At 74.7% G+C, this 23284-nt stretch carries 22 protein-coding genes; 15 read left to right on the top strand and 7 right to left on the bottom strand.

Going from position 1 to position 23284, the window contains the following annotated elements:
- Positions 1-69: 69 nt before the first annotated feature.
- Complete coding sequence (locus ACFC0G_RS19430; RefSeq protein WP_376404756.1) at positions 70-1227, bottom strand: serine hydrolase domain-containing protein; 1158 nt, start codon at positions 1225-1227, stop codon at positions 70-72.
- A gap of 169 nt (positions 1228-1396) precedes the next feature.
- Here ACFC0G_RS19430 and ACFC0G_RS19425 point away from each other — a divergent pair, with 169 nt between their 5' ends.
- From ACFC0G_RS19425 to ACFC0G_RS19370, 12 genes are all read left to right on the top strand, one after another.
- Positions 1397-2683 (top strand): histidine kinase, encoded by a 1287-nt coding sequence (locus ACFC0G_RS19425; RefSeq protein WP_376404754.1) that lies wholly within the window; start codon positions 1397-1399, stop codon positions 2681-2683.
- A complete protein-coding gene (locus ACFC0G_RS19420) occupies positions 2680-3354 on the top strand; it encodes a response regulator (protein ID WP_376404752.1) in 675 nt (224 codons plus the stop codon). The genes ACFC0G_RS19425 and ACFC0G_RS19420 overlap by 4 nt, the downstream gene beginning before the upstream one ends.
- Before the next feature lie 220 nt (positions 3355-3574).
- Positions 3575-5068 (top strand): DHA2 family efflux MFS transporter permease subunit, encoded by a 1494-nt coding sequence (locus ACFC0G_RS19415; RefSeq protein ID WP_376404750.1) that lies wholly within the window; start codon positions 3575-3577, stop codon positions 5066-5068.
- Positions 5069-5115: 47 nt separating this feature from the next.
- Positions 5116-6348, top strand: a complete 1233-nt coding sequence (locus tag ACFC0G_RS19410; RefSeq protein WP_376404748.1) for a ketoacyl-ACP synthase III family protein — start codon at positions 5116-5118, stop codon at positions 6346-6348.
- A 67-nt stretch (positions 6349-6415) separates the two neighbouring features.
- Positions 6416-7684, top strand: coding sequence for a beta-ketoacyl synthase (locus ACFC0G_RS19405; RefSeq protein WP_024758999.1), 1269 nt, complete (start codon positions 6416-6418; stop codon positions 7682-7684).
- Positions 7681-8904, top strand: a complete 1224-nt coding sequence (locus ACFC0G_RS19400; RefSeq protein ID WP_376404745.1) for a ketosynthase chain-length factor — start codon at positions 7681-7683, stop codon at positions 8902-8904. Before ACFC0G_RS19405 ends, ACFC0G_RS19400 begins: the two co-directional genes overlap by 4 nt.
- Positions 8901-10109, top strand: a complete 1209-nt coding sequence (locus ACFC0G_RS19395) for an acyltransferase domain-containing protein (RefSeq protein ID WP_376404744.1) — start codon at positions 8901-8903, stop codon at positions 10107-10109. Before ACFC0G_RS19400 ends, ACFC0G_RS19395 begins: the two co-directional genes overlap by 4 nt.
- Positions 10082-10876 carry an SDR family NAD(P)-dependent oxidoreductase gene (locus ACFC0G_RS19390; protein WP_361970487.1) on the top strand — a complete coding sequence of 265 codons (795 nt, stop codon included), beginning with the start codon at positions 10082-10084 and terminating at the stop codon, positions 10874-10876. The genes ACFC0G_RS19395 and ACFC0G_RS19390 overlap by 28 nt, the downstream gene beginning before the upstream one ends.
- 90 nt (positions 10877-10966) lie before the next feature.
- Positions 10967-11941, top strand: coding sequence for an aromatase/cyclase (locus tag ACFC0G_RS19385; RefSeq protein ID WP_376404741.1), 975 nt, complete (start codon positions 10967-10969; stop codon positions 11939-11941).
- Between the two features lie 4 nt (positions 11942-11945).
- The gene (locus tag ACFC0G_RS19380) at positions 11946-13679 is read left to right on the top strand and encodes an acyl-CoA dehydrogenase family protein (RefSeq protein WP_376404739.1); all 1734 of its coding nucleotides are present in this window, start codon (positions 11946-11948) and stop codon (positions 13677-13679) included.
- Positions 13676-14587: a 4'-phosphopantetheinyl transferase family protein gene (locus ACFC0G_RS19375; protein ID WP_376404737.1), complete on the top strand. Its 912-nt coding sequence runs from the start codon at positions 13676-13678 to the stop codon at positions 14585-14587. Before ACFC0G_RS19380 ends, ACFC0G_RS19375 begins: the two co-directional genes overlap by 4 nt.
- 16 nt (positions 14588-14603) lie before the next feature.
- A complete protein-coding gene (locus ACFC0G_RS19370) occupies positions 14604-14867 on the top strand; it encodes an acyl carrier protein (protein WP_376404735.1) in 264 nt (87 codons plus the stop codon).
- 170 nt (positions 14868-15037) lie between these two features.
- Here ACFC0G_RS19370 and ACFC0G_RS19365 read toward each other — a convergent pair whose 3' ends face one another.
- Positions 15038-15502 carry a nuclear transport factor 2 family protein gene (locus ACFC0G_RS19365; RefSeq protein ID WP_376404733.1) on the bottom strand — a complete coding sequence of 155 codons (465 nt, stop codon included), beginning with the start codon at positions 15500-15502 and terminating at the stop codon, positions 15038-15040.
- Positions 15503-15742: 240 nt separating this feature from the next.
- Between ACFC0G_RS19365 and ACFC0G_RS19360 the strand changes: the two genes are divergently transcribed.
- The gene (locus tag ACFC0G_RS19360; RefSeq protein WP_376404731.1) at positions 15743-16516 is read left to right on the top strand and encodes a cyclase family protein; all 774 of its coding nucleotides are present in this window, start codon (positions 15743-15745) and stop codon (positions 16514-16516) included.
- Positions 16517-16598: 82 nt separating this feature from the next.
- On the opposite strand, the gene ACFC0G_RS19355 is transcribed toward ACFC0G_RS19360, so the two are convergent.
- Positions 16599-17045 carry a nuclear transport factor 2 family protein gene (locus ACFC0G_RS19355; protein WP_376404729.1) on the bottom strand — a complete coding sequence of 149 codons (447 nt, stop codon included), beginning with the start codon at positions 17043-17045 and terminating at the stop codon, positions 16599-16601.
- A gap of 226 nt (positions 17046-17271) precedes the next feature.
- Here ACFC0G_RS19355 and ACFC0G_RS19350 point away from each other — a divergent pair, with 226 nt between their 5' ends.
- Both ACFC0G_RS19350 and ACFC0G_RS19345 read left to right on the top strand, forming a co-directional pair.
- On the top strand, positions 17272-18870 hold the full coding sequence (locus ACFC0G_RS19350) for a class I adenylate-forming enzyme family protein (RefSeq protein ID WP_376404726.1): 1599 nt from the start codon (positions 17272-17274) through the stop codon (positions 18868-18870).
- Positions 18867-19853, top strand: coding sequence for an MBL fold metallo-hydrolase (locus tag ACFC0G_RS19345; protein WP_376404724.1), 987 nt, complete (start codon positions 18867-18869; stop codon positions 19851-19853). The genes ACFC0G_RS19350 and ACFC0G_RS19345 overlap by 4 nt, the downstream gene beginning before the upstream one ends.
- 126 nt (positions 19854-19979) lie before the next feature.
- On the opposite strand, the gene ACFC0G_RS19340 is transcribed toward ACFC0G_RS19345, so the two are convergent.
- The 4 genes from ACFC0G_RS19340 to ACFC0G_RS19325 form a co-directional block, all read right to left on the bottom strand.
- On the bottom strand, positions 19980-20234 hold the full coding sequence (locus ACFC0G_RS19340) for an acyl-CoA carboxylase epsilon subunit (protein ID WP_376404722.1): 255 nt from the start codon (positions 20232-20234) through the stop codon (positions 19980-19982).
- A 126-nt stretch (positions 20235-20360) separates the two neighbouring features.
- The gene (locus tag ACFC0G_RS19335; protein WP_376404720.1) at positions 20361-21308 is read right to left on the bottom strand and encodes a nucleotide disphospho-sugar-binding domain-containing protein; all 948 of its coding nucleotides are present in this window, start codon (positions 21306-21308) and stop codon (positions 20361-20363) included.
- Positions 21309-21412: 104 nt separating this feature from the next.
- Entirely contained in the window at positions 21413-22189 is a 777-nt protein-coding gene (locus tag ACFC0G_RS19330) for a BTAD domain-containing putative transcriptional regulator (RefSeq protein ID WP_376404718.1), read from the bottom strand.
- Between the two features lie 233 nt (positions 22190-22422).
- Positions 22423-23028: a DNA-binding response regulator gene (locus ACFC0G_RS19325; protein ID WP_376404716.1), complete on the bottom strand. Its 606-nt coding sequence runs from the start codon at positions 23026-23028 to the stop codon at positions 22423-22425.
- Positions 23029-23284 lie beyond the last annotated feature (256 nt).

Here is a 23284-nt window from a genome sequence, read left to right as displayed (position 1 = left end):
TTGATGCCTGGTCAGGGGCCCTTCTCGTGTGTCGGCCACCGGCGAGCCGATCCCCGGCGCGAGGCGGCGTCAGCGGCGGCAGAGGGCCGTGTCCACGACGGTTTCGACGCGCCTCGTGCCCGAGATGTCGGCCGGGATGCTCGTCACCGCGATGTTCGCGGCGTAGCCGTCGTCGGTCGCTCCACCTCGGGTCTCGTATCCCACGATGTCGCCGCCGTGGCCCCAGTAGACGCCGCCGCACGACAGTTTCCTGCTCATGAGGCCCAGGCCGTAGTGGGCGCCGGTGTCGCCGACCGGGACGGTGGTGCGCATCTGGGCGAGCTGGGCGGCCGGGAGGAGGTCGCCGTCGAGGAGCGCGGTGAAGAAGCGGTTGAGGTCGGAGTTGGTGGAGATCATCTGGCCCGCCGCCCAGCCTGCCGACGGGTCGATCTCGGTGTACTCGCGCAGCGGCTCGCCCGCCGGCATCACGCGGTAGCCCTTCGGGTGGGGTTCCCTGATGGTCCTGTCGCCGGGGGCGGGGAAGTAGGTGTGGCGCAGCCCGATGTGCTGGACGACGCGCCGGTCGATCTCCTCGGCGAGGGGGCGGCCGGTGACCTTCTGGACGATGAGGCCGGCCAGGACGTAGTTCGTGTTGCTGTAGCTCCACTTCGTCCCGGGCCGGAACTCGGCCTTGTGCTTGAGGGCGATGTCGACGAGGTCGCGAGGCTCGAAGTACCGGTACGCGATCTCGTCGTCGCTGATCCGGTCCCCGTACTCGGGAAGCCCGCTGGTGTGCTGCAGGAGCTGACGGACGGTGATGCGGCGGCCGTCGTTGCCCTTCCCGCGTACGAGGCCCGGGAGGTAGGTGTCGACGGAGGCGTCGAGGGCGATCTTCCCCTCGCCGACCAGTTGCAGCACGACGACCGCGACGAACGTCTTGGTGTTGCTGCCCATCCGCACCTGGCCGTCCCTCGGCACCTTCGCACCGGTGGCCAGGTCGCCGACGCCCGCGGTGTAGGTACGGGTGCGGCCGTCAGGGCCCTGGACGGTCGCCAGCGCGGCGGGTCGGCCGTCGCGCACCAGTTCGTTCAGGCCCTGCTGGACGGTGTCCGGCCGGGCGGCGGATGCCGTGGCCGGAGCCAGGGCGCCCGTGGTCATGACGGCGACGGCCACCGCGGCCGCGGCCGCCAGCACTCCGCGGCGCCGCGTCGTGGAGGTACGGGGCCCGTGCCAGGTCTGCTCACGCATGAGTCAACTCCAGGGGAATCGTGGGGTGCTGTCGGCTGAGCCGCCCGTCGACCGGGCAGGGCACGATCATGGATTCCGGGGCTCCGGCGCACATCGCGGGAAAGCGGGAGAGCGTGCTCCCCCGATCGGGGGAGGCCGCGCGTGAGCCGCCCGTGGATACTGGCCGATCATGATCAAGGGACTTCGGCCGCTGCTGCGCCGCTCCACGTACTCGGGTGCGCTGTTCGCCTACGGCGCCGTCCTGGCGAGCCTTCCCCTTCTCTCCTTCGCGCTGCTGCCGGCGCTGGCGTGGCGCTCGGCTCCCGAGGGCGTGCAGATCGTCGTGGTCCTGCTCGGCTGGGCGGCACTGATCGGCCTGGTCGGTCTCGCGCGCACCACGCGGCGGGTGCTGGTCGTGTCCGCCCGCCGGCTGCTGAGGGTGTCGTTGCCCGATCCCGTCGCCGTACGTACGCCCACGAGCCGGCCCGGCGACGGGACGGCTGCCGCTGCCGCCGTGCCGTCCCGCGTCGACCGCTGGCGGACTCCTCTCTGGCTGCTGCTGCACGTGGCGCTCGGATGGACGGGAGCACTGGCGAGCGGCGTGCTGCTCTTCGCGGGCCTGACCCTTCCGGGGGGTTGGCTCGACGCCGAGGTGGGGCTGAGCCTGTTCGGCCGGACGGTACGTGTGGAGGGCGGCTGGCAGAGCTGGGCGGTCGCGCTCGGCTGCCTGCTGCTCGCGGCGAGCGTGTGCGTGGTGGTGACGAAGGCCCTGCGCTGGTCGGCGCCCCGGCTGCTCGGGCCGTCCTCGGCCGAGCGGCTCGCGCTGGCGGCCGAGCGGGAACTGCGGCTGGCCGAACGCAACCGACTGGCCCACGAACTGCACGACTCGATCGGGCACACGCTCACGACGACCACGATCCAGGCGGCGGTGGCGGGCGAGGCGCTCTCCGCCGACCCGGTGGCGGCGCGGGCCGCCCTGCGCAGCATCGAGGAGTCGTCCCGGGCCGCGCTGGAGGACCTGGACTACGTCCTCGGCGTCCTGCGCGAACGAGAGGCCGAGACGGCGCCGACCCGCACCCTGGCCGATCTGCCCGAGCTGCTCGACCGGTTGCGGCACACGGGCGCGGTGGTGGAGCTGGAGCTGTCGGGGGACCCGGCGCAGGTGCGGGGGACGCTCTCCCGCGCGGCCTACCGGATCCTTCAGGAGGGGCTGACGAACGCGATGCGGCACGGAGCGGGCGGTCCGATCGAGGTCCGCGTGGCGGCCGCGCCGGACCGGCTGGAGCTCGGTGTGGTCAACCGGACCGGGGACGGGCCGCGTACGAGCACGGGGCCGGGCGCCTTCCCCACGTCCGGGCACGGCCTGCCCGGCCTCGCCGAGCGCGTGCGACTGCTGCACGGCGAGATCGACGCGGGCCCGGACGGGCCGCGGCACTGGCGGTTGGCCGTCCGGCTCCCCGTACGGTTGTCGCCATGACCGGCACCGGCAGCACACCCGTCACCCTCCTGATCGCGGACGACGACGAGGTGACCCGCAGCGGTCTGCGCACCTTGCTCGCGGCACAGCCGGGGCTCGCGGTGGTCGGCGAGGCCGCCGACGGCGTCGAGGCGGTCGAACAGGCACGGCGGCTGCGTCCGGACGTGGTCCTGATGGACGTACGGATGCCGCGCCGCAACGGGATCGAGGCCACCCGGCACCTCCTCGCCGGGTCGGCCGAACCGCCGAAGGTCGTGGTGATCACCACTTTCGAGAACGACGACCACGTCACCGCCGCGCTCAGCGCGGGCGCCAGCGGGTTCGTGCTGAAGCGGCTTCCGGTCCGGCAGATCGCGGAGGCGGTGCGGGTGGTGGCGGCGGGGGAGGCGATCCTCTTCCCGGCGACCCTGCGCCGGATGGTCGCACCCCGACCGCTGCACTCCGCCGAGGCCCTGCCGAGGGCGGCGCTGACGGGGCGGGAGGAGGAGGTGCTGCGGCTGATGGCCACCGGCCTGTCCAACCCGGAGATCGCGGAGTCGCTCACGGTGAGCCTGGAGACGGTGAAGACGCACGTCGGGAACGTGCTGACCAAGCTCGGTGCACAGAACCGGACCCACGCGGTGGTGATCGCGTACGAATCCGGCCTGGTGGTCCCGGGGTTCGCCGGCTGAGCCCCGGAACGTCGTCGGGACTCGTACCGGAGCCGCCCCTCTGATTCCCCACCCCGGGGGACCGGAGGGGCGGCTCTCGTGCACTCCGGGGGGTGGTGTCGTTTCCTGCTGAATCCGGCCACCGGGCCGCTTCAGAAGTGCTCCAGTGGTGCGCTATCGCCCGGGGTGACCTTTCTTCACGGCAGCAGTCGACGTTGTGAAGAAGGAGAGGGTTCCCACGATGGCCTCCATCGACGTACCGCCCACAGGTTCCGGGGTGACACACGGCCATCCGGGACGGACCGCCGCCGTCGCCGCGGTGGCCGTGTTCATGGTGTCCCTGGACAACCTGGTCGTCACCACCGCGCTTCCCGAGCTCCGGGACAGCCTCCACGCCAGCCTCAGCGCCCTGGAGTGGACGGTCAACTCGTTCACCCTGGTCTTCGCCGTGCTCCTGCTGTCCGCCGCGGTCGTCGCCGACCGGTTCGGGCGCAAGCGGCTCTTCACCCTCGGCATCGCCGTCTTCACCGTCGGCTCCGTGATGTCCGCGCTCGCCCCCGGCATGGGGATGCTCATCGCCGGGCGCGGTGTGCAGGGCGTCGGCGCCGCGATCGTCCTGCCGCTCACGCTGACGCTGCTCTCGGCCGCGTACCCGCCGGAGAAGCGCGGAGCCGCGCTCGGCATCTGGGGCGCGGTCGGCGGACTCGCCGTCGCGCTCGGGCCCGTCGTCGGCGGCGTGGTCATCAACTACCTGACCTGGCAGTGGATCTTCTGGATCAACGTGCCGATCGGCATCGCCCTGCTGGCCCTCGCGCCCAGCTGGCTCGCCGAGAGCCACGGCGAGCGCAAGCCGCTCGACCTGGCCGGCACCGTCCTCGCCAGCGTCGGCATCCTCGGTCTCGTCTTCGGTCTCGTCGAGGGCAACGCGGCCGGCTGGACCAGCCTTCGGGTCCTCGGGAGCTTCGCCGTCGGCGTCCTCTCGCTCGTGGCCTTCCTCGTGTGGGAGAGCCGGACCACGCACCCGATGATGCCGCTCTCCCTCTTCCGCAACCGCGGCTTCAACGCCATCAACGGCGTCTCGCTCCTCATGTACTTCGGCATGTTCGGTTCGATCTTCCTGGTCACCCAGTACGTGCAGACCGTGCAGGGCGCCTCGCCGCTCGGCGCCGGTGTCCGGCTGCTCGCCTGGACCGGCATGACGCTCATCGCCGCGCCCATCGGCGGCGTCCTCTCCGACAAGATCGGCGGCCGGCCGATCGTGATCGCCGGCATGGTGCTCCAGGCCGCCGGCCTCGCGCTCATCGCCGCCACCGTCACCGAGACCTCCGGGTTCCTGACGCTGCTCCCCGCCTTCGTGCTCAACGGGCTCGGCATGGGGCTCTACTTCGGCCCCGCCGCCAACCTGGCGCTCGGCGCGGTACGCCGCGAGGACGAGGGCATCGCCTCCGGCGTCAACAACACCATCAGGGAGCTCGGCGGCGTCTTCGGTGTGGCCGCGCTCGCCGCGGTCTTCGCCTCCTACGGCGGCTACACCGACGCCCACACCTTCGTCGACGGCATGGTCACCGCCCTCTGGATCGGTGCCGGCGCCGTCGCCGCCGCGGCCGTCTGGTCGCTGTGGCTCGACGGACGCAAGGAGGTGGCCGGCTCCGGTGAGCAGGGCGTGAGCGAGGTCAAGGCCTCCGGCGCCGGTGCCGAGCGCCCCGTCAAGGAGCCGGTGGGCGCGCGGGGCTGACCTTCCGCCCCCGTACACAGCCCGACCATCCCTGTGGAGGGACCCAGTTGAGGTACGAACGCGACATCTTCATCGCCGGGGTCGGCAGCCGCGTCCCGGCAACCCGCCGGGTGCGCGACGCCGTCGCCGAAGGGCGGATCGACGAGCGCACCGCCCGGCAGATGCGGATGGACAGCGTCGCGGTGTCCGCGTCCGAACCCGGACCGGTGCTCGCCGCCGCGGCCGGCCGCCAGGCCATGGCCCACGCCGGGCTCGGCCCCGCGGACATCGACCTGCTGCTCCACGCCACCGTGCACTACCAGGGCCACGACCTGTGGCCGCCCGCCTCGTACATCCAGCGCGAGGTGCCGTGCGGCGACGGGCCCGCCCTGGAAGTGCGGCAGATGTCCAACGGCGGCATGGCCGCGCTCGACCTCGCCGCCGGATACCTCCTCGGCGGCGACAGCAGGTCGGCGGCGCTGCTCACGGCCGGAGACCGGTTCTGCGAACCGGCCTTCGACCGGTGGCGCTCCGACCCGGGCACCCTCTACGGCGACGCCGGGGCCGCGCTCGTACTCTCCCGGCGCGCCGGGTTCGCCCGGCTGCTCAGCCTCGCCACCGTCGCCGACTCCGACCTGGAGGGCATGCACCGGGGCGACGACCCGTTCGGTACGGCGCCGTTCGTCCGGCACCCCGTCGTCGACATGGAACGCCACAAGCGGGCCTACGTCGGCGGGGCGGGCATGTCGTTCACCGTCGCCCGCGTCGCCGCCGGCCAGCGCGCCGCCCTCAAGAGGGCGCTCGCCGAGGCCGACGTGACCCTGGACCGGATCGACCGCTTCGTCCTGCCGAACCTGGGATGGCGCCGCCTCGACGCCGCCTTCTTCCAGCCCTACGGCATCCCCGAGGAGCGCACCGTCTTCGACTGGGGCCGCACGGTGGGCCACCTGGGCGCCGCCGACCAGTTCGCGGCCCTCGCCCACCTCGCCGCCACCGGCGGACTCCGGCCCGGCGAGCTCTGCCTGCTCGCCGGCATCGGGGCCGGATTCACCTGGTCCTGTGCCGTCGTCCGCGTCCTCGACACCCCGCCGGTGCCGCCGCCGGTGCCTGTTCCCGGTGACGCCGCCGTTCCCGGTGGTGCCGTCGCCGTCTCCGGTGGTGCCGCCCTTCCCGGTGGTGCCGCCGTACCCGGTGGCGCCGTCGCCTCCGGTGGTGCCGTCGTCCCGTCGGTGCCGCCCGCCGCCCCTCCCGTTCCCGCCGCCCCGCTCATATCCACCCACGTGGAAGGACCACAGAAGTGACCCGAGTCGTACGAGTCGTGCGAGGAGCCGCCGCCGAGGCGCTCCGCAGCCGAGCGGGGGTGCGCCCGTGACCCGCAGAGTCGTCATCACCGGCATCGGGGCCGTCGCCCCGGGCGGCGTGGGCGTCAAGGCCTACTGGGAGCTGCTGACCGCGGGCCGCTCCGCCACCCGGACCATCACCCACTTCGACGCCTCGCCGTTCCGCTCCCGGCTCGCCGCCGAGGTCGACTTCGACCCGCGCGCCGCGGGGCTCAGCCCCCAGGAGATCCGGCGCCTCGACCGGGCCGCCCAGTTCGCCGTCGTCAGCGCCCGGGAGGCCCTCGCCGACAGCGGGCTCGACCTCTCCGCCCACGACCCCGGCCGGATCGGCTCCACCCTCGGCAACGCCGTCGGCTGCACCACCAGCCTGGAGCGCGAGTACGTCGTCGTCAGCGACGGCGGACGCAAGTGGGAGGTCGACCACGAGTACGCGGTCGCCGACCTCTACCGCCACTTCGTGCCCAGCTCCATGGTGGCCGAACTCGCCTGGCAGGCCGGCGCCGAAGGCCCCTCCGCCGTCGTCTCCACCGGCTGCACCTCCGGCCTCGACGCCCTCGGGCACGCCGCCGAACTCATCCGCGAGGGCAGCGCCGACGTGATGATCGCCGGAGCGACGGAGGCCCCGATCTCCCCGATCACCTCCGCCTGCTTCGACGCCATTCACGCCACCACCCCGCGCAACGACGAGCCGAACGCCGCCTCCCGGCCCTTCGACCTCACCCGCAACGGCCTCGTGCTCGGCGAGGGCGCCGCCGTCCTCGTCCTGGAGGAGCTGGAGAGCGCCCGGCGCCGGAACGCCCACATCTACGCCGAGATCGCGGGCTACGCCTCGCGCTGCAACGCGTACCACATGACCGGACTCAAGCCCGACGGACGGGAGATGGCCGAGGCCATCGACCGCGCCCTCGGCGAGGCCCGGATCTCCCCGGACGCCGTGGACTACGTCAACGCGCACGGCTCCAGCACCAAGATGAACGACCGCCACGAGACCGCCGCCTTCAAGCGGAGCCTCGGCGCCCACGCCTACGACGTACCCGTCAGCTCCATCAAGTCGATGATCGGGCACTCGCTCGGCGCGATCGGCGCCCTGGAGATCGCGGCCTGCGCGCTCGCCATCGAGCACAACGTGGTCCCGCCCACCGCCAACCTCCACAACCCCGACCCCGACTGCGACCTGGACTACGTGCCGCTGACCGCGCGCGACCACCGCACCGACGTCGTCCTGAGCGTCGGCAGCGGCTTCGGCGGCTTCCAGACCGCGATGGTCCTCGCCGACCCCGACAGGAGGAACCCGTGACCGCGGTAGTGACCGGCATCGGCGTCACCGCGCCCAACGGCCTGGGCGTCGAGGCCTATTGGAAGGCCGCGCTCGACGGGCAGGGCGGTCTCGGCCCCCTCACCCGCTTCGACGCCACGCAGTACCCCACGCGGATCGCCGGCGAGGTCGACGGCTTCGACGCCGCCGAGCACCTGCCCAGCAGGCTCATCCCGCAGACCGACCACATGACGCGGCTCGCCCTGAAGGCCGCCGACGAGGCGCTCGCCGACGCGGCCGTCGACACCGCCGCGCTCGACGAGTACGGCATGGGCGTCATCACCGGCGCCTCCGGCGGCGGCGTCGAGTTCGGCCACCGCGAGCTCCAGAACCTGTGGAGCAAGGGCAAGGAGTACGTCTCCGCCTACCAGTCCTTCGCCTGGTTCTACGCCGTCAACACCGGCCAGATATCCATCCGGCACGGCCTGCGCGGCCCCAGCGGCGTCCTCGTCACCGACCAGGCCAGCGGCATCGACGCCCTCGGCCACGCCCGGCGCCAGCTGCGCCGCGGCACCGGCCTCGTCGTCTCCGGCGGCGTCGACGGGGCGCTCTGCCCGTGGGGCTGGGTCGCCCAGATCGCCACCGGCGAGCTGAGCCGCGTCGACGACCCCGAGCGCGCCTACCTGCCGTTCTCCGCCGAGGCGTCCGGCTACGTGCCCGGCGAGGGCGGGGCGCTCCTCGTCGTCGAGGAGGCCGAGGCGGCCCGCGCCCGCGGTGCCCACCAGGTGTACGGGGAGATCGCCGGATACGCGGCCACCCTCGACCCGAAGCCCGGCTCCGGACGGCCCCCCGGCCTGGAGCGGGCGATCCGCGCGGCCCTCGCCGAGGCCGGGGCCGCCCCCGCCGACGTGGACGTCGTCTTCGCCGACGCGGCCGGCGTGCCCGACCGGGACCGGGCCGAGGCCGACGCGCTCGTCGCCGTCTTCGGCGCCCGCGGCGTGCCCGTCACCGCGCCGAAGGCCGGCACCGGCCGGCTCTTCGCCGGCGGCGGCTCCCTCGACACGGCGACCGCGCTGCTCGCCCTGCGCGACGGCGTGATCCCGCCGACCCCGTACGTCGACGCCGCCGACCCCGCGTACGGCCTCGACCTGGTCACCGGCGCCGCCCGCGAGGCCCGGCTCCGCACGGCCCTGGTCGTCGCCCGCGGCCACGGCGGCTTCAACAGCGCCGTCGTGCTACGCGGGAGCGGGAGCACCCGGTGAACGGCGCGGCGCCCACTTCGGTGGGTGCGGCGGCGTCGACCTCGGTGGACGCGGCGGCGCCCACCCCGGCCGGTGCGCCGGCGCCCACCCCCGTCATCCTCATGCTGCCGGGGCAGGGTTCCCAGTACCCCGGCATGGCCCACGGCCTCTACGGCACCGAAGGGGTCTTCACCCGGGTCGTCGACGAGGTCCTCGGGCTGCTCGGGGCCGAGGGGCGGCGGGTGCGGGACGACTGGCTGGCCGAGCGGCCGCTCGTCGACATCGACGACGTCACCCGCGCCCAGCCCCTCCTCTTCGCCCTCGACGTCGCCTACGGCACCCTCCTCGCCTCCTGGGGCGTCCGGCCCGTCGCGCTCGTCGGGCACAGCGCCGGCGAGTACGCGGCCGCCGTCCTCGCCGGGATCATGAACCTGCCCGACGCGGTGGCCGCGCTCGACGCCCGCGTACGGGCGCTCGCCACCGCCCCGCGCGGCGGCATGGCCGCCGTGGCCGCGAGCCCGGCGCTGCTCACGCCCTGGCTCACCTCGCAGGTCGTCGTCGGCGCCGTCAACGCGCCCTCCCAGGTGATGATCGCCGGACCCGAGCCCCACCTGTCCGCCGTCACCGACGCCCTCGACGCGGGCAAGCTGACCTGGATGCGGGCCAAGGCCACCACCGGCTTCCACAGCCCCTCCGTCGAGGCGGCCTGCGCGAGCACCCGGCCCGCGTACGAGCGGATCGCCTACAAGGCGCCGCGGACCGTCGTCGTCTCCGGATACACCACGCGAGCCCTGGCCGAACCACAGCTGAGCGACCCGGGGTTCTGGGCGATGCAGCCGGCCAGGACCGTGCTCTTCGGACCGGCGCTCAGCCACCTCCTCGACGGCGAAGGGCCCGTCGGCGGCGGCCCCTTCCTCCTCGTCGAGGCGGGCCCGGGCCAAGGGCTCTCCATGCTCGCCCGCCGCCACCCCGCCGTCACGCGGAACGGATCGGCCGTCGTACCCCTCTCCCCGGTACGGGCGGGAGCCCCGCTCGACATCAAGCAACTGGCGGCCGTGGCACGGAAGTTGCGGGAGCACGGGCATCGGCTCGGGCACCGCGCCCCCACGGACGGCCTCGTCGATCCCGGAGCCCCCGTGGCCCCCGTAGTCCCCGTCGACCCCACCACCCCTTCCACGCGAGAGCGAGAGGACCAGAGATGGACAGCAACAGCGGGCGCCGCGTAGCCCTCATCACCGGCGGCACCAGCGGAATCGGTCTCGCCTGTGCCGAACTCCTCGCCGAGCAGGGGCACGCCGTCTTCGTCTGCTCCCGCAACGAGGACGACGTCCGCGCCGTCGTCGACAAGCTGCGGAGCGCCGGCCACGAGGCCGACGGCATCCGCGCCGACGTCACCTCCAAGCAGGACGCCAAGGACGTCGTCCGGGCCGCCGTCGACCGCTTCGGCCCCCTGCACGTCCTCGTCAACAACGCGGGCCGGGGCGGCGGCGGCATCACCGCCGAACTCTCCGACGAGCTGTGGGAGGACGTCATCGAGACCAATCTCAACGCCGTCTTCCGCCTGACCCGCGAGGCGCTCACCACCGGCGGCATGCTGGAGCGCAAGGCGGGCCGGATCATCAGCATCGCCTCCACCGGCGGCAAGCAGGGCGTCGTCCTCGCCGCCCCGTACTCCGCCTCCAAGCACGGCGTCGTCGGCTTCTCCAAGGCCCTCGGCCTGGAGCTCGCCCAGGCCCGCGCCGGCATCACCGTCAACGCGGTCTGCCCCGGCTACGTCGAGACGCCCATGGCGGGCCGGGTGCGCCAGGGGTACGCCGACCACTGGGGCACCACCGAGGAGCAGGTCCTGGAGAAGTTCCAGGCGAAGATCCCGCTCGGCCGCTACTCCACCCCGGAAGAGGTCGCGGGCCTCGTCGGCTACCTCGCCTCCGACACCGCCGCGTCGATCACCGCGCAGGCCCTCAACGTCTGCGGCGGCCTGGGCAACTACTGACCCGCACGCGGCGGCCCCGGCCGCCCGCACCCTCTCCCGGCGCCGCCCCCTGCGGTGGCGCCGGCCCTCGCCCCCGGAAGGAAGTCCGCCTTGACCACCACCGCCCCGACCGCCCCGACCGTCCACGTCACCCGGCACGAGACCGTCGTCGCAGCCCCGCCCGAGGAGGTCTTCGCCCTGGTGGCGGACGTGACCCGGTGGCCCCAGGTCTTCGGCCCCACCGTGTACGCCGAGGTCACCCAGGACGACGGCACCGACCAGGACCTGCGCATCTGGGCCTTCGCCAACGGCGAGGTCCGCTCCTGGGCCTCGCGGCGCACCCTGGACCGCACCGCGCGCACGATCGTCTTCCGCCAGGTCGTCTCCTCGGCGCCGGTGGCCACGATGGGCGGCGAATGGCGCGTGGAGGAGGACCGGGCCGGCGGCTGCCGGGTGGTCCTGCTGCACGACTACGCCGTCGTCGACGACGACCCCGAGGCCGCCGAGTGGGTGGCCAGGGCCGTCGGGACCAACAGCGTGAAGGAGCTGGCCGCCCTGCGGGACACCGCCGAGCAGGCCGCCGCGGGCGGCGAGGGGGAGGAGCTGACCTTCACCTTCAGCGACAGCGAGCGGATCCAGGGCTCCGCCCGCGACGTGTACGCGTTCCTCGACCGCGCCGACCAGTGGCCCGACCGGCTGCCGCACGTCGCCGCCACCCGCTTCACCGAGGAGGACGGCGGCATCCAGGTCCTCGACATGGACACCCGCAGCCCCGACGGCTCCCTCCACAACACCCGGTCCGTCCGCGTGAGCTTCCCCGAGCGGGGCCTGCTCGTCTACAAGCAGCTGAAGGTGCCGCCGGTCATGGCCGGCCACACCGGGCGCTGGACCATCGTCCAGCACGGCGACGAGGTCACGGCCACCTCCTGGCACACCGTGACCCTGGACCCCGCCGGTGTCCGGCAGGCCCTCGGCGAGAGCGCGACGCTCGCCGAGGCCCGGTCCCTCGTGCGCCACGCCCTCGGCACGAACAGCTCCACCACGCTTCGGCACGCCAAGGCGTACGCCGAGGCCGCCCGGGCGTGACCCCATGAGCACGCTGGGCGGGACCGGGCCGGCGGTCCCGGTCGGCGTGCGGATCGACGCCGTCGAAGCCGCGCTCGGCGATCCCCGCGACCCGGCCAACCCGGTCGGCTGGGCCGCGGTGCTCGCCGCCGACGAGGAGCGCGTCCTGCCCCCGGCGGGCGTCGCGCTCTACGACCGCCTCGGTCTGAACGCCGAGTTCGTGCCGGCCTCCCTCGGAGGCCGGCTGCACGGCACCGACGAGCTCGGGCCCGTCCTGCGCGCCCTGTTCCGCCGCGACGCCGCACTGGGCGTCGGCAGCGCGCTCACCTCCTTCATGGCCGCCACCGCGGTCTGGGCCTTCGGCGACGACGCCCAGCGGGCCAGGACCGCCGAGGCCCTGCTCGACGGGGGCCGCGCCACCATCGCGTACCACCGGTTCGCCCACGGCAACGACTTCGTCAGCGACGAACTGCACGCCCGGCGCACCGCCGACGGCTACCGGCTCGACGGCCGCAAGCGCGCCGTCCACAACGCCCAGGACGCCCGGCTGGTCGTCGCCTTCGCCCGTACCGACGAGGGCGACGACACCGGACGCGGGCATTCGCTCTTCCTGCTCGACGCGGCCGCCCTCACCGGCCCGCGGGTGCGCCGCGGCGAGACCCGCCCGGCCGCCGGGATGCGCGGACTGCGCGTCGGCAGCCTGGAGTTCACCGAGCGCCCGTTGCCCCGCACCGCGCTGCTCGGCAGCTGGGGCGGCGGCGTGCGCCACAGCCTCTCCGTCTTCCCGCTCATCCACGCGGCCGTCCCGTCCATGGTCATCGGGGTCTCCGACACCGCCCTGCGCACCGCCGCCCTCTACGCGACGGAGCAGCGGCCCTTCAGCCGTCCGCTGCCGCAGGTCTCGTACGCGCGGACCGCCGTCGCGGGCGCCTTCGCCGACCTCCTGCTCGCCGACGCCCTCGCCCGCACGGCCGCCCGCGCCCTCCACCTGCTGCCGGGCGGCTCCCCGGTGCTGGCCGCCGCCGCCAAGTACCTCGTCCCGGCGGGGGTCGAGGAGAACCTCAACGCCCTCTCCGTGATCCTGGGCGGCGCCTTCCACGCACGGGACGGCGCCTACGCCATCCTCCAGAAGCACGTACGGGACTTCCCCACGGTCACTTTCGGCCACGTCGGCAACGTTGTCTGCCAGACCGTCATGGCCCAGCACCTGGGATGGATCGGCAGCGGCCGCTGGACCGGCGAAGCGCCCCCGCCCGCCGCGCTCTTCCGCCCGGGGCCCGTGCTGCCGCCCCTGGACCCCGCCGTGTTCACCGCCGCCGACGGCCGGGACGGGCTCTGCGCCCTCCTCGCCGAGGCGCCCGGCGAGCACCGGCTCGCCGGCGACGATCCCGTACTCCGCTCGCTCCGGGCCCAGCTCCGGCTGCTCGCCGCCGAGACCGTCCGTCTCCAGGAGGCCTGCGCCGGCCTCGGCAGGTTCGGGGCGGGCCCCTACCCGTCCCGGGTGTTCCCGCTCACCGACAGGTACGCCCTGCTGCTCGCCGCCGCCGCCGGCTTCGGCGTCTGGCGGGAGAGCCCCCCGGACACCCGCGCCGCAGACCCCGGCTGGCTCGCCGTCGCCCTCCACCGGATCCTGCGCCGCCTCGGCAGGTCCGCCCCGCCGCTCCCGCCCGGGGTCGAGGCCGGCCTCTGCGAGGAGGTCCTGCGCCGGGCCGCCGAGGCCCGCAGCTACGACCTCGACGACCGGGTGCTCGCGGGATGAGCCCGGCACCAGAGCTCGCCGCCGCGCCCGTACCCCGGCACGTACCGGGGCCCCGCGGGCCGTGGGCGCCGGTCGCCCGGGACCTGGCGCGCTGCGGCACCGCCGTCGCGTGGTCCCGGGTGGCGCCGTGGCACCCCGGCCTGACCGACCCCGCGCGGCTGCGGGCGCTGCTCGGCGACGACCGGGCACGGTACGAGGCCCGGCACGGGGCCGATGCCGAGCGGTTCGCCGCCGGCCGGCTGCTGCTCAAGTACACGGCGGCGCAGGCCCTGCGGACGGCGCCGGACGGCCTCGAACTCGCCTACGGACTCACCGGCCGCCCCCTCGTACGCGGCAGGCCCGGGGTCGCGCTCAGCCTCAGCCACACCGGCGACCTGCTGTGCGTCGCGGTCACCGTCGTCGGAGGCGTCGGCGTCGACGTGGAGGACGCGGGCCGCCGGCTGTACGACACGGGCCTGGAGCCCCGGATGTGCGCACCCTCCGAACGGGACGCGCTCGCCCGGCTGCCGGAGGCGGAGCGCGACGCCCGGCTGCTGCGGCTCTGGGTGCTCAAGGAGGCGTACACCAAGGCCCTGGCCCAGGGGCGGCTGCTCCCCTTCACGTCCTTCGGCTTCCGGCCGGACGGAGGAGAGGGGGCGGACGGGGGAGAGGGGGCGGACGGAGGCAAGGCGGACGGGGGAGAGGCGGAATTGCTGCGGTTCGACGGGACGCCCGTGGCCGACCCGGCCTGGCGGTTCACGACCCAGCCGCTGGGCGGCACCCACCTGGTGGGTCTCGCGGTGCGCGACACCCGGCAGGAGGGAGATGCGGAGTGTTCAGATCCGCTCGATCGGTCGTCGAGGAAGACGGCCGAGAATCTCCTTGTAAGAAATCAAAAAGCTTATCAAGTGGCTCAACAGAGCCTGTAGGGAAGGGACTTCCACCATGGCCCGGCTGACGCTTGACACCCTGTTGCAGATCCTCCGCGAGAGCGCGGGCGAGGAGGAGGGCGTGGACCTCGGGGGCGACATCCTCGACACCCCCTTCGTGGAGCTCGGTTACGACTCGCTGGCCCTGCTCCAGGCGACCGGCCGGATCGAGCGCGACTTCGGAGTGGCCCTCCCCGACGACGTCGTGGCCGAGGCGGAGACGCCGGCGCTCCTGCTCGACCTGGTCAACGGCGCGGAGGCCGTGGCGGTCGCCGCCTGAACGGGGCGGTAGAGGGGCGGGGCCCGACCACCGGAAGGTGGCCGGGCCCCGCCCCTTTTCGCCGTCCGCCGTGCGCCTTCGCGGGCATGACCGTGCCCCGGTCACGGGGGATGGGACCGGGGCACGGAGTCGGGTGGGTGTGCGGGTGAGCGCGCGGTGCGGCCGGCGAATCAGAGCGCGGACGTCGGCGGCAGGTCGTCGCGGTCGACGTGCCGGCTGAGGATGCGCAGCGCGCCGTCCTCGCGGTTCAGGACGTCGGTGACGAGGGTGCTGGCCAGCAGGGTGGGACCGCCCTCGCGGGCCGTCGAGGTCACGAGGACGTACGAGCGGGTGAGCACGGTGCCGTCCTCGCGCGGCTCGGCGGTCAGCTGGGTCAGCATGTGCCGGTGCTGCACGCCCTCCGCCGTACGGGCCGCGAACATCGCGGTGACGGCGGGCAGGATGACGGCGCGCGAGACCACCGGCTCGGGGCGGGCGTTGGAGCTGAAGGAGCCGTTCACGGCGAAGCCCTCGGCCCAGGCGACCGCGTCGCCCCCGTCCCCGGCCTGGAAGTGCCGGGCGTAGAACTCCTCGACCTCGTGGCGGAGTTCGGTCTGCGCTCCGGTGGCGGGGGCGTCGGACTGGACGGTCGGCATGGTGTTCCCTCCGGTGGTGGGGCGGTCGGCGGACGCGGTCGGCCCGTGCCCCGCCACCACGGTCGCCGGGGCGCCTCGAAGAGGGCTCGGCCGCTGCTGAAGAGCGGCCGGTTCACAGTCCCTCCAGGGGCGTACGAGGACGCCGTCCGACGATGGCGAGCGGCCGCCCGAGCCCTGATCGCGGGATTCGGCGGCCTCCGCCGCCCGGCCTCCGCCCGCCCACTGCCAAGGAGCATGCCCATGCCTCTGATCGATCTCTCCTCGCCGGTGGACGGCGAGTTCTGGGAGCCGGACACCGTGACCCACACGATCATGTCCGCCGAGGAGGGCGCCCGGCACATGGCCGAGGGCATGAAGCGGGTGTTCGGCGTCGACTTCGACACCTCGGTGCTGCCCGACGGGGAGTTCCTCACCAACGACTTCCTCACCCTCACCGCGCACACCGGCACCCACGTCGACGCCCCCGCCCACTACGGGTCGCGGGGCACCTACGGGGTGCCCCGCACCATCGACCAGATGCCGCTCGACTGGTTCCACCGCCCGGCCTTCGTCCTCGACCTGCGGGACGCGGGCACCGGCACGGTCGGCGCCGACCGGCTGCGGAAGGCCGTGGCCGACATCGGGTACGAGCCGCAGCCGCTGGACATCGTGCTGCTCGACACCGGCGCCGCCGCCCGCGTCGGCACCCAGAGCTACTTCACCGACTTCACCGGACTCGACGGCTCGGCCGTGCGCTACCTGCTCGACCTGGGCATCCGCGTCATCGGCACCGACGCCTTCAGCCTGGACGCCCCCTTCGGGCACATCATCAAGACGTTCCAGGAGACCGGCGACCGCGACGTGCTGTGGCCCGCGCACTTCGCCGGCCGGGAGGTCGAGTACTGCCAGATCGAGCGGCTCGCCGGCCTGGAGAGCCTGCCGCGCCCGTTCGGCTTCACCGTCACCTGCTTCCCCGTCAAGATAGCCCGGGCCGGGGCGGGCTGGACCCGGGCGGTGGCGCACGTCCCCGAGTGACCGGAGACGCGGGACGCGGAGCGGGGCGGAACCCTGGAGTAAGGGTTCCGCCCCGTTTCTCTTGCCGTTCCCGCTTCCGCCGTCAGGCCGCGGCGACATCCCCCAGCGGCGGGAGGTCGTCGCGGAGCACGTCGCGCCGGCGCACCTGCCACCCGCCGTCCGCCGCGACCACCTCGTCCTCCATGACGGTGCTCAGGTACGCCTGCGGGGCGCCCTCCCGGGCCGTCTCCACCAGGAGCACGTACGCGCGGGTGGCCAGCGCGCCGTCCGCAAGCTCGGTCACGGCCAGGGAGGTCAGCAGGTGCCGCCGTACGACCCCGTCGGCGCGGCGCGCCTCGCCCAGCCTGCGGGTCGCCGCGCGGATCTTCTCCCGGCCCTGGACCGGGCCGGGCAGCGCGTTGCTCCGGAAGACGGTGTCGTCGGTGAACGTGCCCACGTACGCGTCGACGTCGTCGCCGTCGGCGGCGTGCATCTGGCGGGCGTAGAAGTCCAGGAGGGACTGGCGGCGGGCGGCGGCGGTAGCGGACACGAAGGCTCCTCGGTCGGGGCGTCGGGCGTCGGGCGTCGGGCATCGGGCGCCGAGTGCTGGGCGCCGGGCGCGGCGCGCCGGGTGCGCGGGGCGTGGGGGTGCAGGCTGGCCCCGGCGGCTCGGCGGGCGCTCGGGCGGCCCTTGTTCACCACCGCTCGACGCCCGCTCAAGGGCGGCTGGAGAGGCTTCCGGAATCTGCCGGGTGAAGGGAAATGGGGGAGTCGTCGTGGTCGTACAGCGTCTTGGGTTCTCGGAGGGGGCGCCGGTCCTGCTGGGCGAGCTGCCGCGCGAGGCCGCACGCCGGTCCGGGCGGCACGTCGCCGTGGAGGCCGCCGGCACCGCCCTGACGTACGCGGAGCTCGACGCGCGCGTCGACGCGATCGCCGCCCGGCTCGTCGCCCTGCTCGGCACCGGGCGGCGCGAGGTCGTCGCGGTGTCCTCGGTCCTCGGAGCCGACTTCCCCGCCGTCTACTACGCGGTGGCCCGCGCCGGTCACATCGTCGCGCCCGTCAACCCCTTCCTCCCGCCGCCCGTCTGGCAGGGGCTGCTCGGCTCCGTCGGGGCGGCGGCCGTGGTGCTCGCGGCGGATGTACGGGCCAAGGTCGGCCCGGCGCTGGCGGCGGTGCCGTCGCTGCGGGCCGTGGTGACCTTCGAGGAGCTGCCGGGAGCGGAAGAGGCGGCGGAGAACGACGCGGCGGAGAGCGACGCGCCGGGGAGCGACGTGCCGGCGTACGAAAGCGCCCCGACCACACCCGACGACATCGCCGCGATCATGTTCACCAGCGGCAGCACCGGCCGGCCCAAGGGCGTCGCCCTCACCCACCGCAACCTGCTCACCGGCGCCCGGCAGATCGGCGCGGCGCACGGCGTCGGCGCGGACGCCGTCGTCCTCAACGCGCTGCCGCTCTACCACCCGATGCACCTCAACGCCGCCGTCACCGCCGGTGCCACCCAGCTCCTCGCGGCGGGCCCGGACCCGGCCGGCGCGGTCCGGCTGGCCCGGGAGCGGCGCGCCACCCACTTCTACGCCCTGCCGTTCCAACTGGCCGGCCTCGCCGAGCACCCCGAGCCGGCGGCCCTGGCCCTGCCGGACGTCCGGCTCGTCGGCACGGGCGGGCTCCCGCTGCCGCCCGCCACCGCCGACCGGCTGAGCGCGTCCTTCGGCGCGCCCCTCGTCCAGGGGTACGGGCTGACGGAGACGGCGGGCCTCGCCCACTCCGCCGGTGCCGCGGGCGCTCCCGAGGGCTCGGTCGGCCCCGCCCTGCCGGAGGCCGCGACCCGGATCGTCGACCTGACGACCCGGGAGCCGGTCACGGACGGCGGTCTCGGCGAGATCGAGATCTCCGGCCCGCACGTCGCGCTCGGCTACGTCTCGCCGGACGCCGAGGGGCGGCTCGCGGTGGCCCCGGCCGCCGGGCCGGACGGCTGGTTCGCCACGGGCGACGCGGGCCGGCTCTCGCCCGAGGGCGACCTGTACGTCCTCGACCGGGTCGTCGACCTCTACCACCACGCGGGCGCCCTCGTCTCGCCCGGCCGGGTGGAGCGCCGCCTCGCGGCGCACCCCGCCGTCCGGGAGTGCGCGGTGCTCGGCCTCCCCGGACCGGGCACCGACGGGCCGCTGCTGACCACGGCGTTCGTGGCGGTACGGGACGGGGCCGAGGACACGTGGGAGGAGCGACTCGCCGCCGAGGACGGCCCCGAGACCGACCGGGTGCACCGCGTGGTCCGCGTCGGCGCCCTGCCGCGCCTGCCCAACGGCAAGCTGGACAAGGCGGCCCTGCGCGCCCTCGGCACCCGCCCCGCAGAGGCGGCGGTCTCCGGATGACCGAGGTCCGGCCCGAGATCGTGCGGCGGCCGCTCGGGGCGACCCGCGACCGCGCCGACGGGTACCGGCACCGGCTCGCCGATCCGCTGCCGAGCCCCCGGGACATGCTGGCCGCCGTCGTCGCGGGGAAGCTCCGGCCGGACAAGTCGCAGGCCGCGCTCATCCCCGTACACCCCGAGCGGCACGCCGGGTTCGGCTCCGCGCCGGACACGACGTCGGCCACCTGGGTGGGGCACGCCACCTACGTCGTACGGATCGGCGGGCTCACCGTGCTCACCGACCCCGTGTGGTCGGACGCCATCCTCGGGGCGGGCAGCAGGCTCACGCCGCCGGGAGTGGAGTGGGACGCGGTCGGGCCGGTCGACGCCGTCGTGATCAGCCACAGCCACTACGACCACCTCGACGCCGCCACGATCGGCCGGCTGCCGCGGACGACACCGGTGTTCGTGCCCGCCGGGCTCGGACGGTGGTTCAGGAAACGCGGGTTCGGCGAGGTCACCGAGCTGGACTGGTGGGAGGAGGCGGAGCTCGGCGGCGTCCGGTTCGGCTGCGTCCCGGCCCGCCACTGGAGCCGTCGCGGCCCCTTCGACCTGTGCCGCACCCTCTGGTCGGGGTGGGTGCTGTCCGGCCCCGGGCACCGCGTCTACTTCGCCGGGGACACGGCGTACGGGCCGCACTTCGGGCAGATCGGGGAGGCCTTCCCCGGCATCGACCTGGCGCTGATGCCGATCGGCGCGTACGAACCGCGCGAGCTCCTCTCCCACGCGCACGTCAGCCCGGAGGAGGCCGTGCGCGGCTGCCTCGACGCGGGCGCAGCCAGGATGGCGACGATGCACTGGGGCACGTTCGCGCTGTCGGGCGAGCCGCTGCTCGACCCGCTCGAACGGGCCCGCGCCGCCTGGCGGGAGACCGGCCGCGACCCGGCGGACCTGTGGCCGCTGGCGGTCGGCGAGGGGCGGTCGCTGCCGCCGCCGGGGCCGTAGGAGTCGAGCCGTACGCGGCGTATGAGCCGTTCGAGCCGGACGCGCCGGACGGGATGTGAGGGCATCCCGTCCGGCGCGTACGCGTATGTGGGGCCGGTCGCTCCGGGGGACCGGTCGCCCGATCCGTCAGCGGCCCCGGGGCACCGAGCGCCAGGAGCCCGCCGCCTGCGAGGTGTGCGACCTGCTCCAGCGCGCCGCGCGGTCGGACCCGGTGCTCTGCGGGCGGGGCGGCTCGCGGTGCAGCGTCGCGAGCAGGGCGGCGGTCACGGCGGCGACCTCCTCCGGCGTGGGGTTGCCGTTCAGGATCCGCAGGGGGCGGACCGGCGTGGCGGTGGAGTCCGCCGGGTGCGGCGGAAGCGGGAACGGGGTCGATGCGCTCATGGCGGTGGCCTCCTGCGGGGGAGGGGCGGGCCCCTCGGGCGGACGGACGGTGGGTGAGGCGGACCTGGGCCCAGGTGTACGGGGCCCGGCCGGACGGCAGGTGTACGGGGTGGGGCCGGACGCCTTCTAGGGCCTGTCCGGCAGGGCGGCGAGGTCCTCAAGGCGGCCGGCGAAGGCCTCGGGCGAGGGCAGGGCGGCGATCGCGGAGCGCAGCCGCTGGGCGGTCGCCAGGGCCCGGCCCCCGTAGAGGAGGTCGGCGAGATGGCGGCGCAGCCGCAGCGGACTCCCGGTCTCCCCGGGCTCCTCGGCGGCGACGAGCCGCCGCCCGGCGCCGATCCGGTCCAGCCGGTCGCCCGCCGGACGGGCGTCGGAGATCACCAGTTGCGTGACGCCGTGGGCGGCGGCCTCCAGGGTCACGTCGGGGCCGCCCTCATGGGCGACGGCCACGCAGGTGGCCAGGACCGGGCCGAGCAACTCCGGTTCCGCGAACCGGACCTGGGGCCCGAGCGTGCCGCCCATGCGGGCCCGCTCGGCGGCGGGCACCAGGACGATCAGCTCGACGTCCAGGCCGAGCGCGGCCCGGGCGACGAGCTGCAGCCGCTCGGGCGACCAGCTCCGCGGGGAACCGGGCGGGCCGGGGCGCAGACACACCCGCAGCAGATGGTGCGGATCGCGCAGCGCGTACGGCAACTGCCCGGCGTGGCAGGTGGGTTGACGTACGGAAAGCGCGTCCGACCCGGCACCCGCGTCGGCGCCGTCGCGCAGCCCGGGCGGGCAGGGGTCGATGCGGACCGGCGCCGGCCCGTCGGCGCTCCGGTGGTCGAGCGGCGTCCACCGTACGACCCGCGCACCGGGGAGCACCCCGGCCGTCGCGTCGCCGTCCTCCGCCGACACCACCAGGTCGGGGTGCCAGCCGGGGCCGGGCGGCGACGTGCCGCGCAGCGCGGCGGAGAGCGGGGCGCCGGGCGGCCCGGCCGTGCGGACCTCGTGGCCCGCGGCCGCGCAGGCCTGCGCGGCGGCCGTCATCGCGAGCAGGTGCGAGACGGAGTGCCGCGCGGTGAACAGGACACGCATGGGTTCCCCCTCCGGCCGCGCCGTGCGCACCTTCGCGCACGCTCTTGCGACCAGGGGACCCCCAGGCGGTCCAGCCTCGTTAGGGGGACGCTGGAGTCCGGACGTCAGGCGTGGTGGGAGGCCTGCCCGGCCCGCTCCCGCAGCTCCTGTCCGAGGCGCCGGAGGTCGGGCGAGGGAAGCAGCCCGAAGCGCTCGTCGAGGCGGGCCGCGACCGTCTCGTACACGGTGAGCGCGCCGGCGACGCGGCCGGAGCGCGCGAGCGCGGTCATCAACAGGCCGTGCAGCGCCTCGTGGTGCGGGTGCTCCTCGACGAGGGCGGACAGCTCGGGCAGCAGCCGCTCCCCGGCGCCGAGCCGCACCTCGGCGGTCAGACACCGCTCCAGTACGTCGCTACGGCTCTGCTCCAGCCTCATCGCTTCGAGGCCGAGGGCGGGACCGTCCTGGACGCCGTCGAGCGCGCGCCCCTTCCACAGGGCGAGGGCCTCCCGGAACAGGGCGGCCGCGGCCGCGTCGTCGCCGGTCTCGAAGGCCGACTGCCCCTGGGCGCACAGCCGGTCGTAGGTGTGGACGTCCACCGTGCCCTCGCCGACCAGGAGTGCGTAGCTGCCGGGGCGGGTCACGAGGACGTCCCGGGCGGCGCGCGGGTCCTTGAGGGCCTGGCCGATGAAGTTGCGGAGCTGGAGCACGTACGTCTGGACCGTGATGTGCGCCTTGGGGGCGGCGGCCGCCCCCCACACCTCGTCGACGACGGCGGAGACCGGGACGGCCTGGCCGGCGTGGAGGGCGAGCAGCGCCAGGATCCGGCGGGGCTTGCGCGCGCTCGGGGTGATCGGCACGCCGGCGATGGCAGCGGAGAACGGGCCCAGCATGTCGATCCTCATCGGTGCCTCCTCCTGGTCGTGGGCTCCACCGTCGCACGCGCGCGTGCCGGTGGACCAGTGAGACGGAAACAGGCCAAGGATGAACCGTGCCCGGCCACACCATGACGAATTCACGGTCCGGGCTCACCCCGGCGAGGGGCTCACGGTCCCGGCGAGGAGCTCACCGTCCCGGCTCACGGCCCCGGCGAGGAGCTCGCAGCCCCGGCAAGGAGCTCACGGCCCCGGCGAGGGGCTCACAGCCAGCCGGAGGTCTGCGCGATCCGGATGGCGTCCACCCGGTTGCGCGCGCCGAGCTTGTAGACGACGGCGGTGAGGTAGTTCCGGACGGTGCCGGCCGAGAGGTAGAGCGCGCCGGCGATCTCGTCGACGTCGTCGCCCTCGGCCGCGAGCCGCAGGACGTCCGCCTCGCGCGGCGTCAGCGGGGACTCGGCGGCCCCCAGCGCGGCGAGCATCAGCTGCGGGTCGAAGACGCGCTCGCCCTTGGCGATGGCGCGGATCGCCTCGGCGAGCCGGCCGGGCTCCGCGTCCTTCAGGAGGAAGCCGCACACCTGCGCGTCGAGCGCCCGGCGCAGATTGCCGGGCCTGCCCAGGCTGGTGAGGATCAGCACCTTGGCCCCGGCCCCCCGCCGGTGCAGGGCCTCGGCCGCCGCGATGCCGTCGACACCGGGCAGCTCGATGTCGAGGACGGCCACGTCGGGCTGCAACTCCTCGACGCGCGGCACGATCTCGGTGCCGGTCTCCAGTTCGGCGACCACCTCGATGTCGGGCTCCAGGGAAATCAGTTCCACCAGAGCACGGCGCAGCATGCGCATGTCTTCGGCGATCAGGATTCTGATCAAGCTTCGTTCCACCCCCGCGGACTCCGTCGACTCCGTGCGTACTCGCACGGCGCGGATGGAGCGTACTGGCTATTTTCGATCCCCGCGCGGGGTGGGGAGGCCGAAATCGTACGACGACGGAGGCGGCCGTGGAACAGCCGCCTCCGTCGTCGTCGTGCGTTCACGAGATCTTCAGGAAGTACTGGGGAGTAGCCCTCTCGGACGCGAGTAAGCGGGAGGTCAGAGGGGCGTCAGAGGGGAGTCAAGCGCAGGTCAA

The sequence above is a fragment of the Streptomyces sp. NPDC056169 genome (assembly GCF_042268445.1).
Taxonomy (GTDB): domain Bacteria; phylum Actinomycetota; class Actinomycetes; order Streptomycetales; family Streptomycetaceae; genus Streptomyces.
Note: the sequence above shows the minus strand (reverse complement) of the source record. Positions and strands in the feature narration are given on the sequence as shown.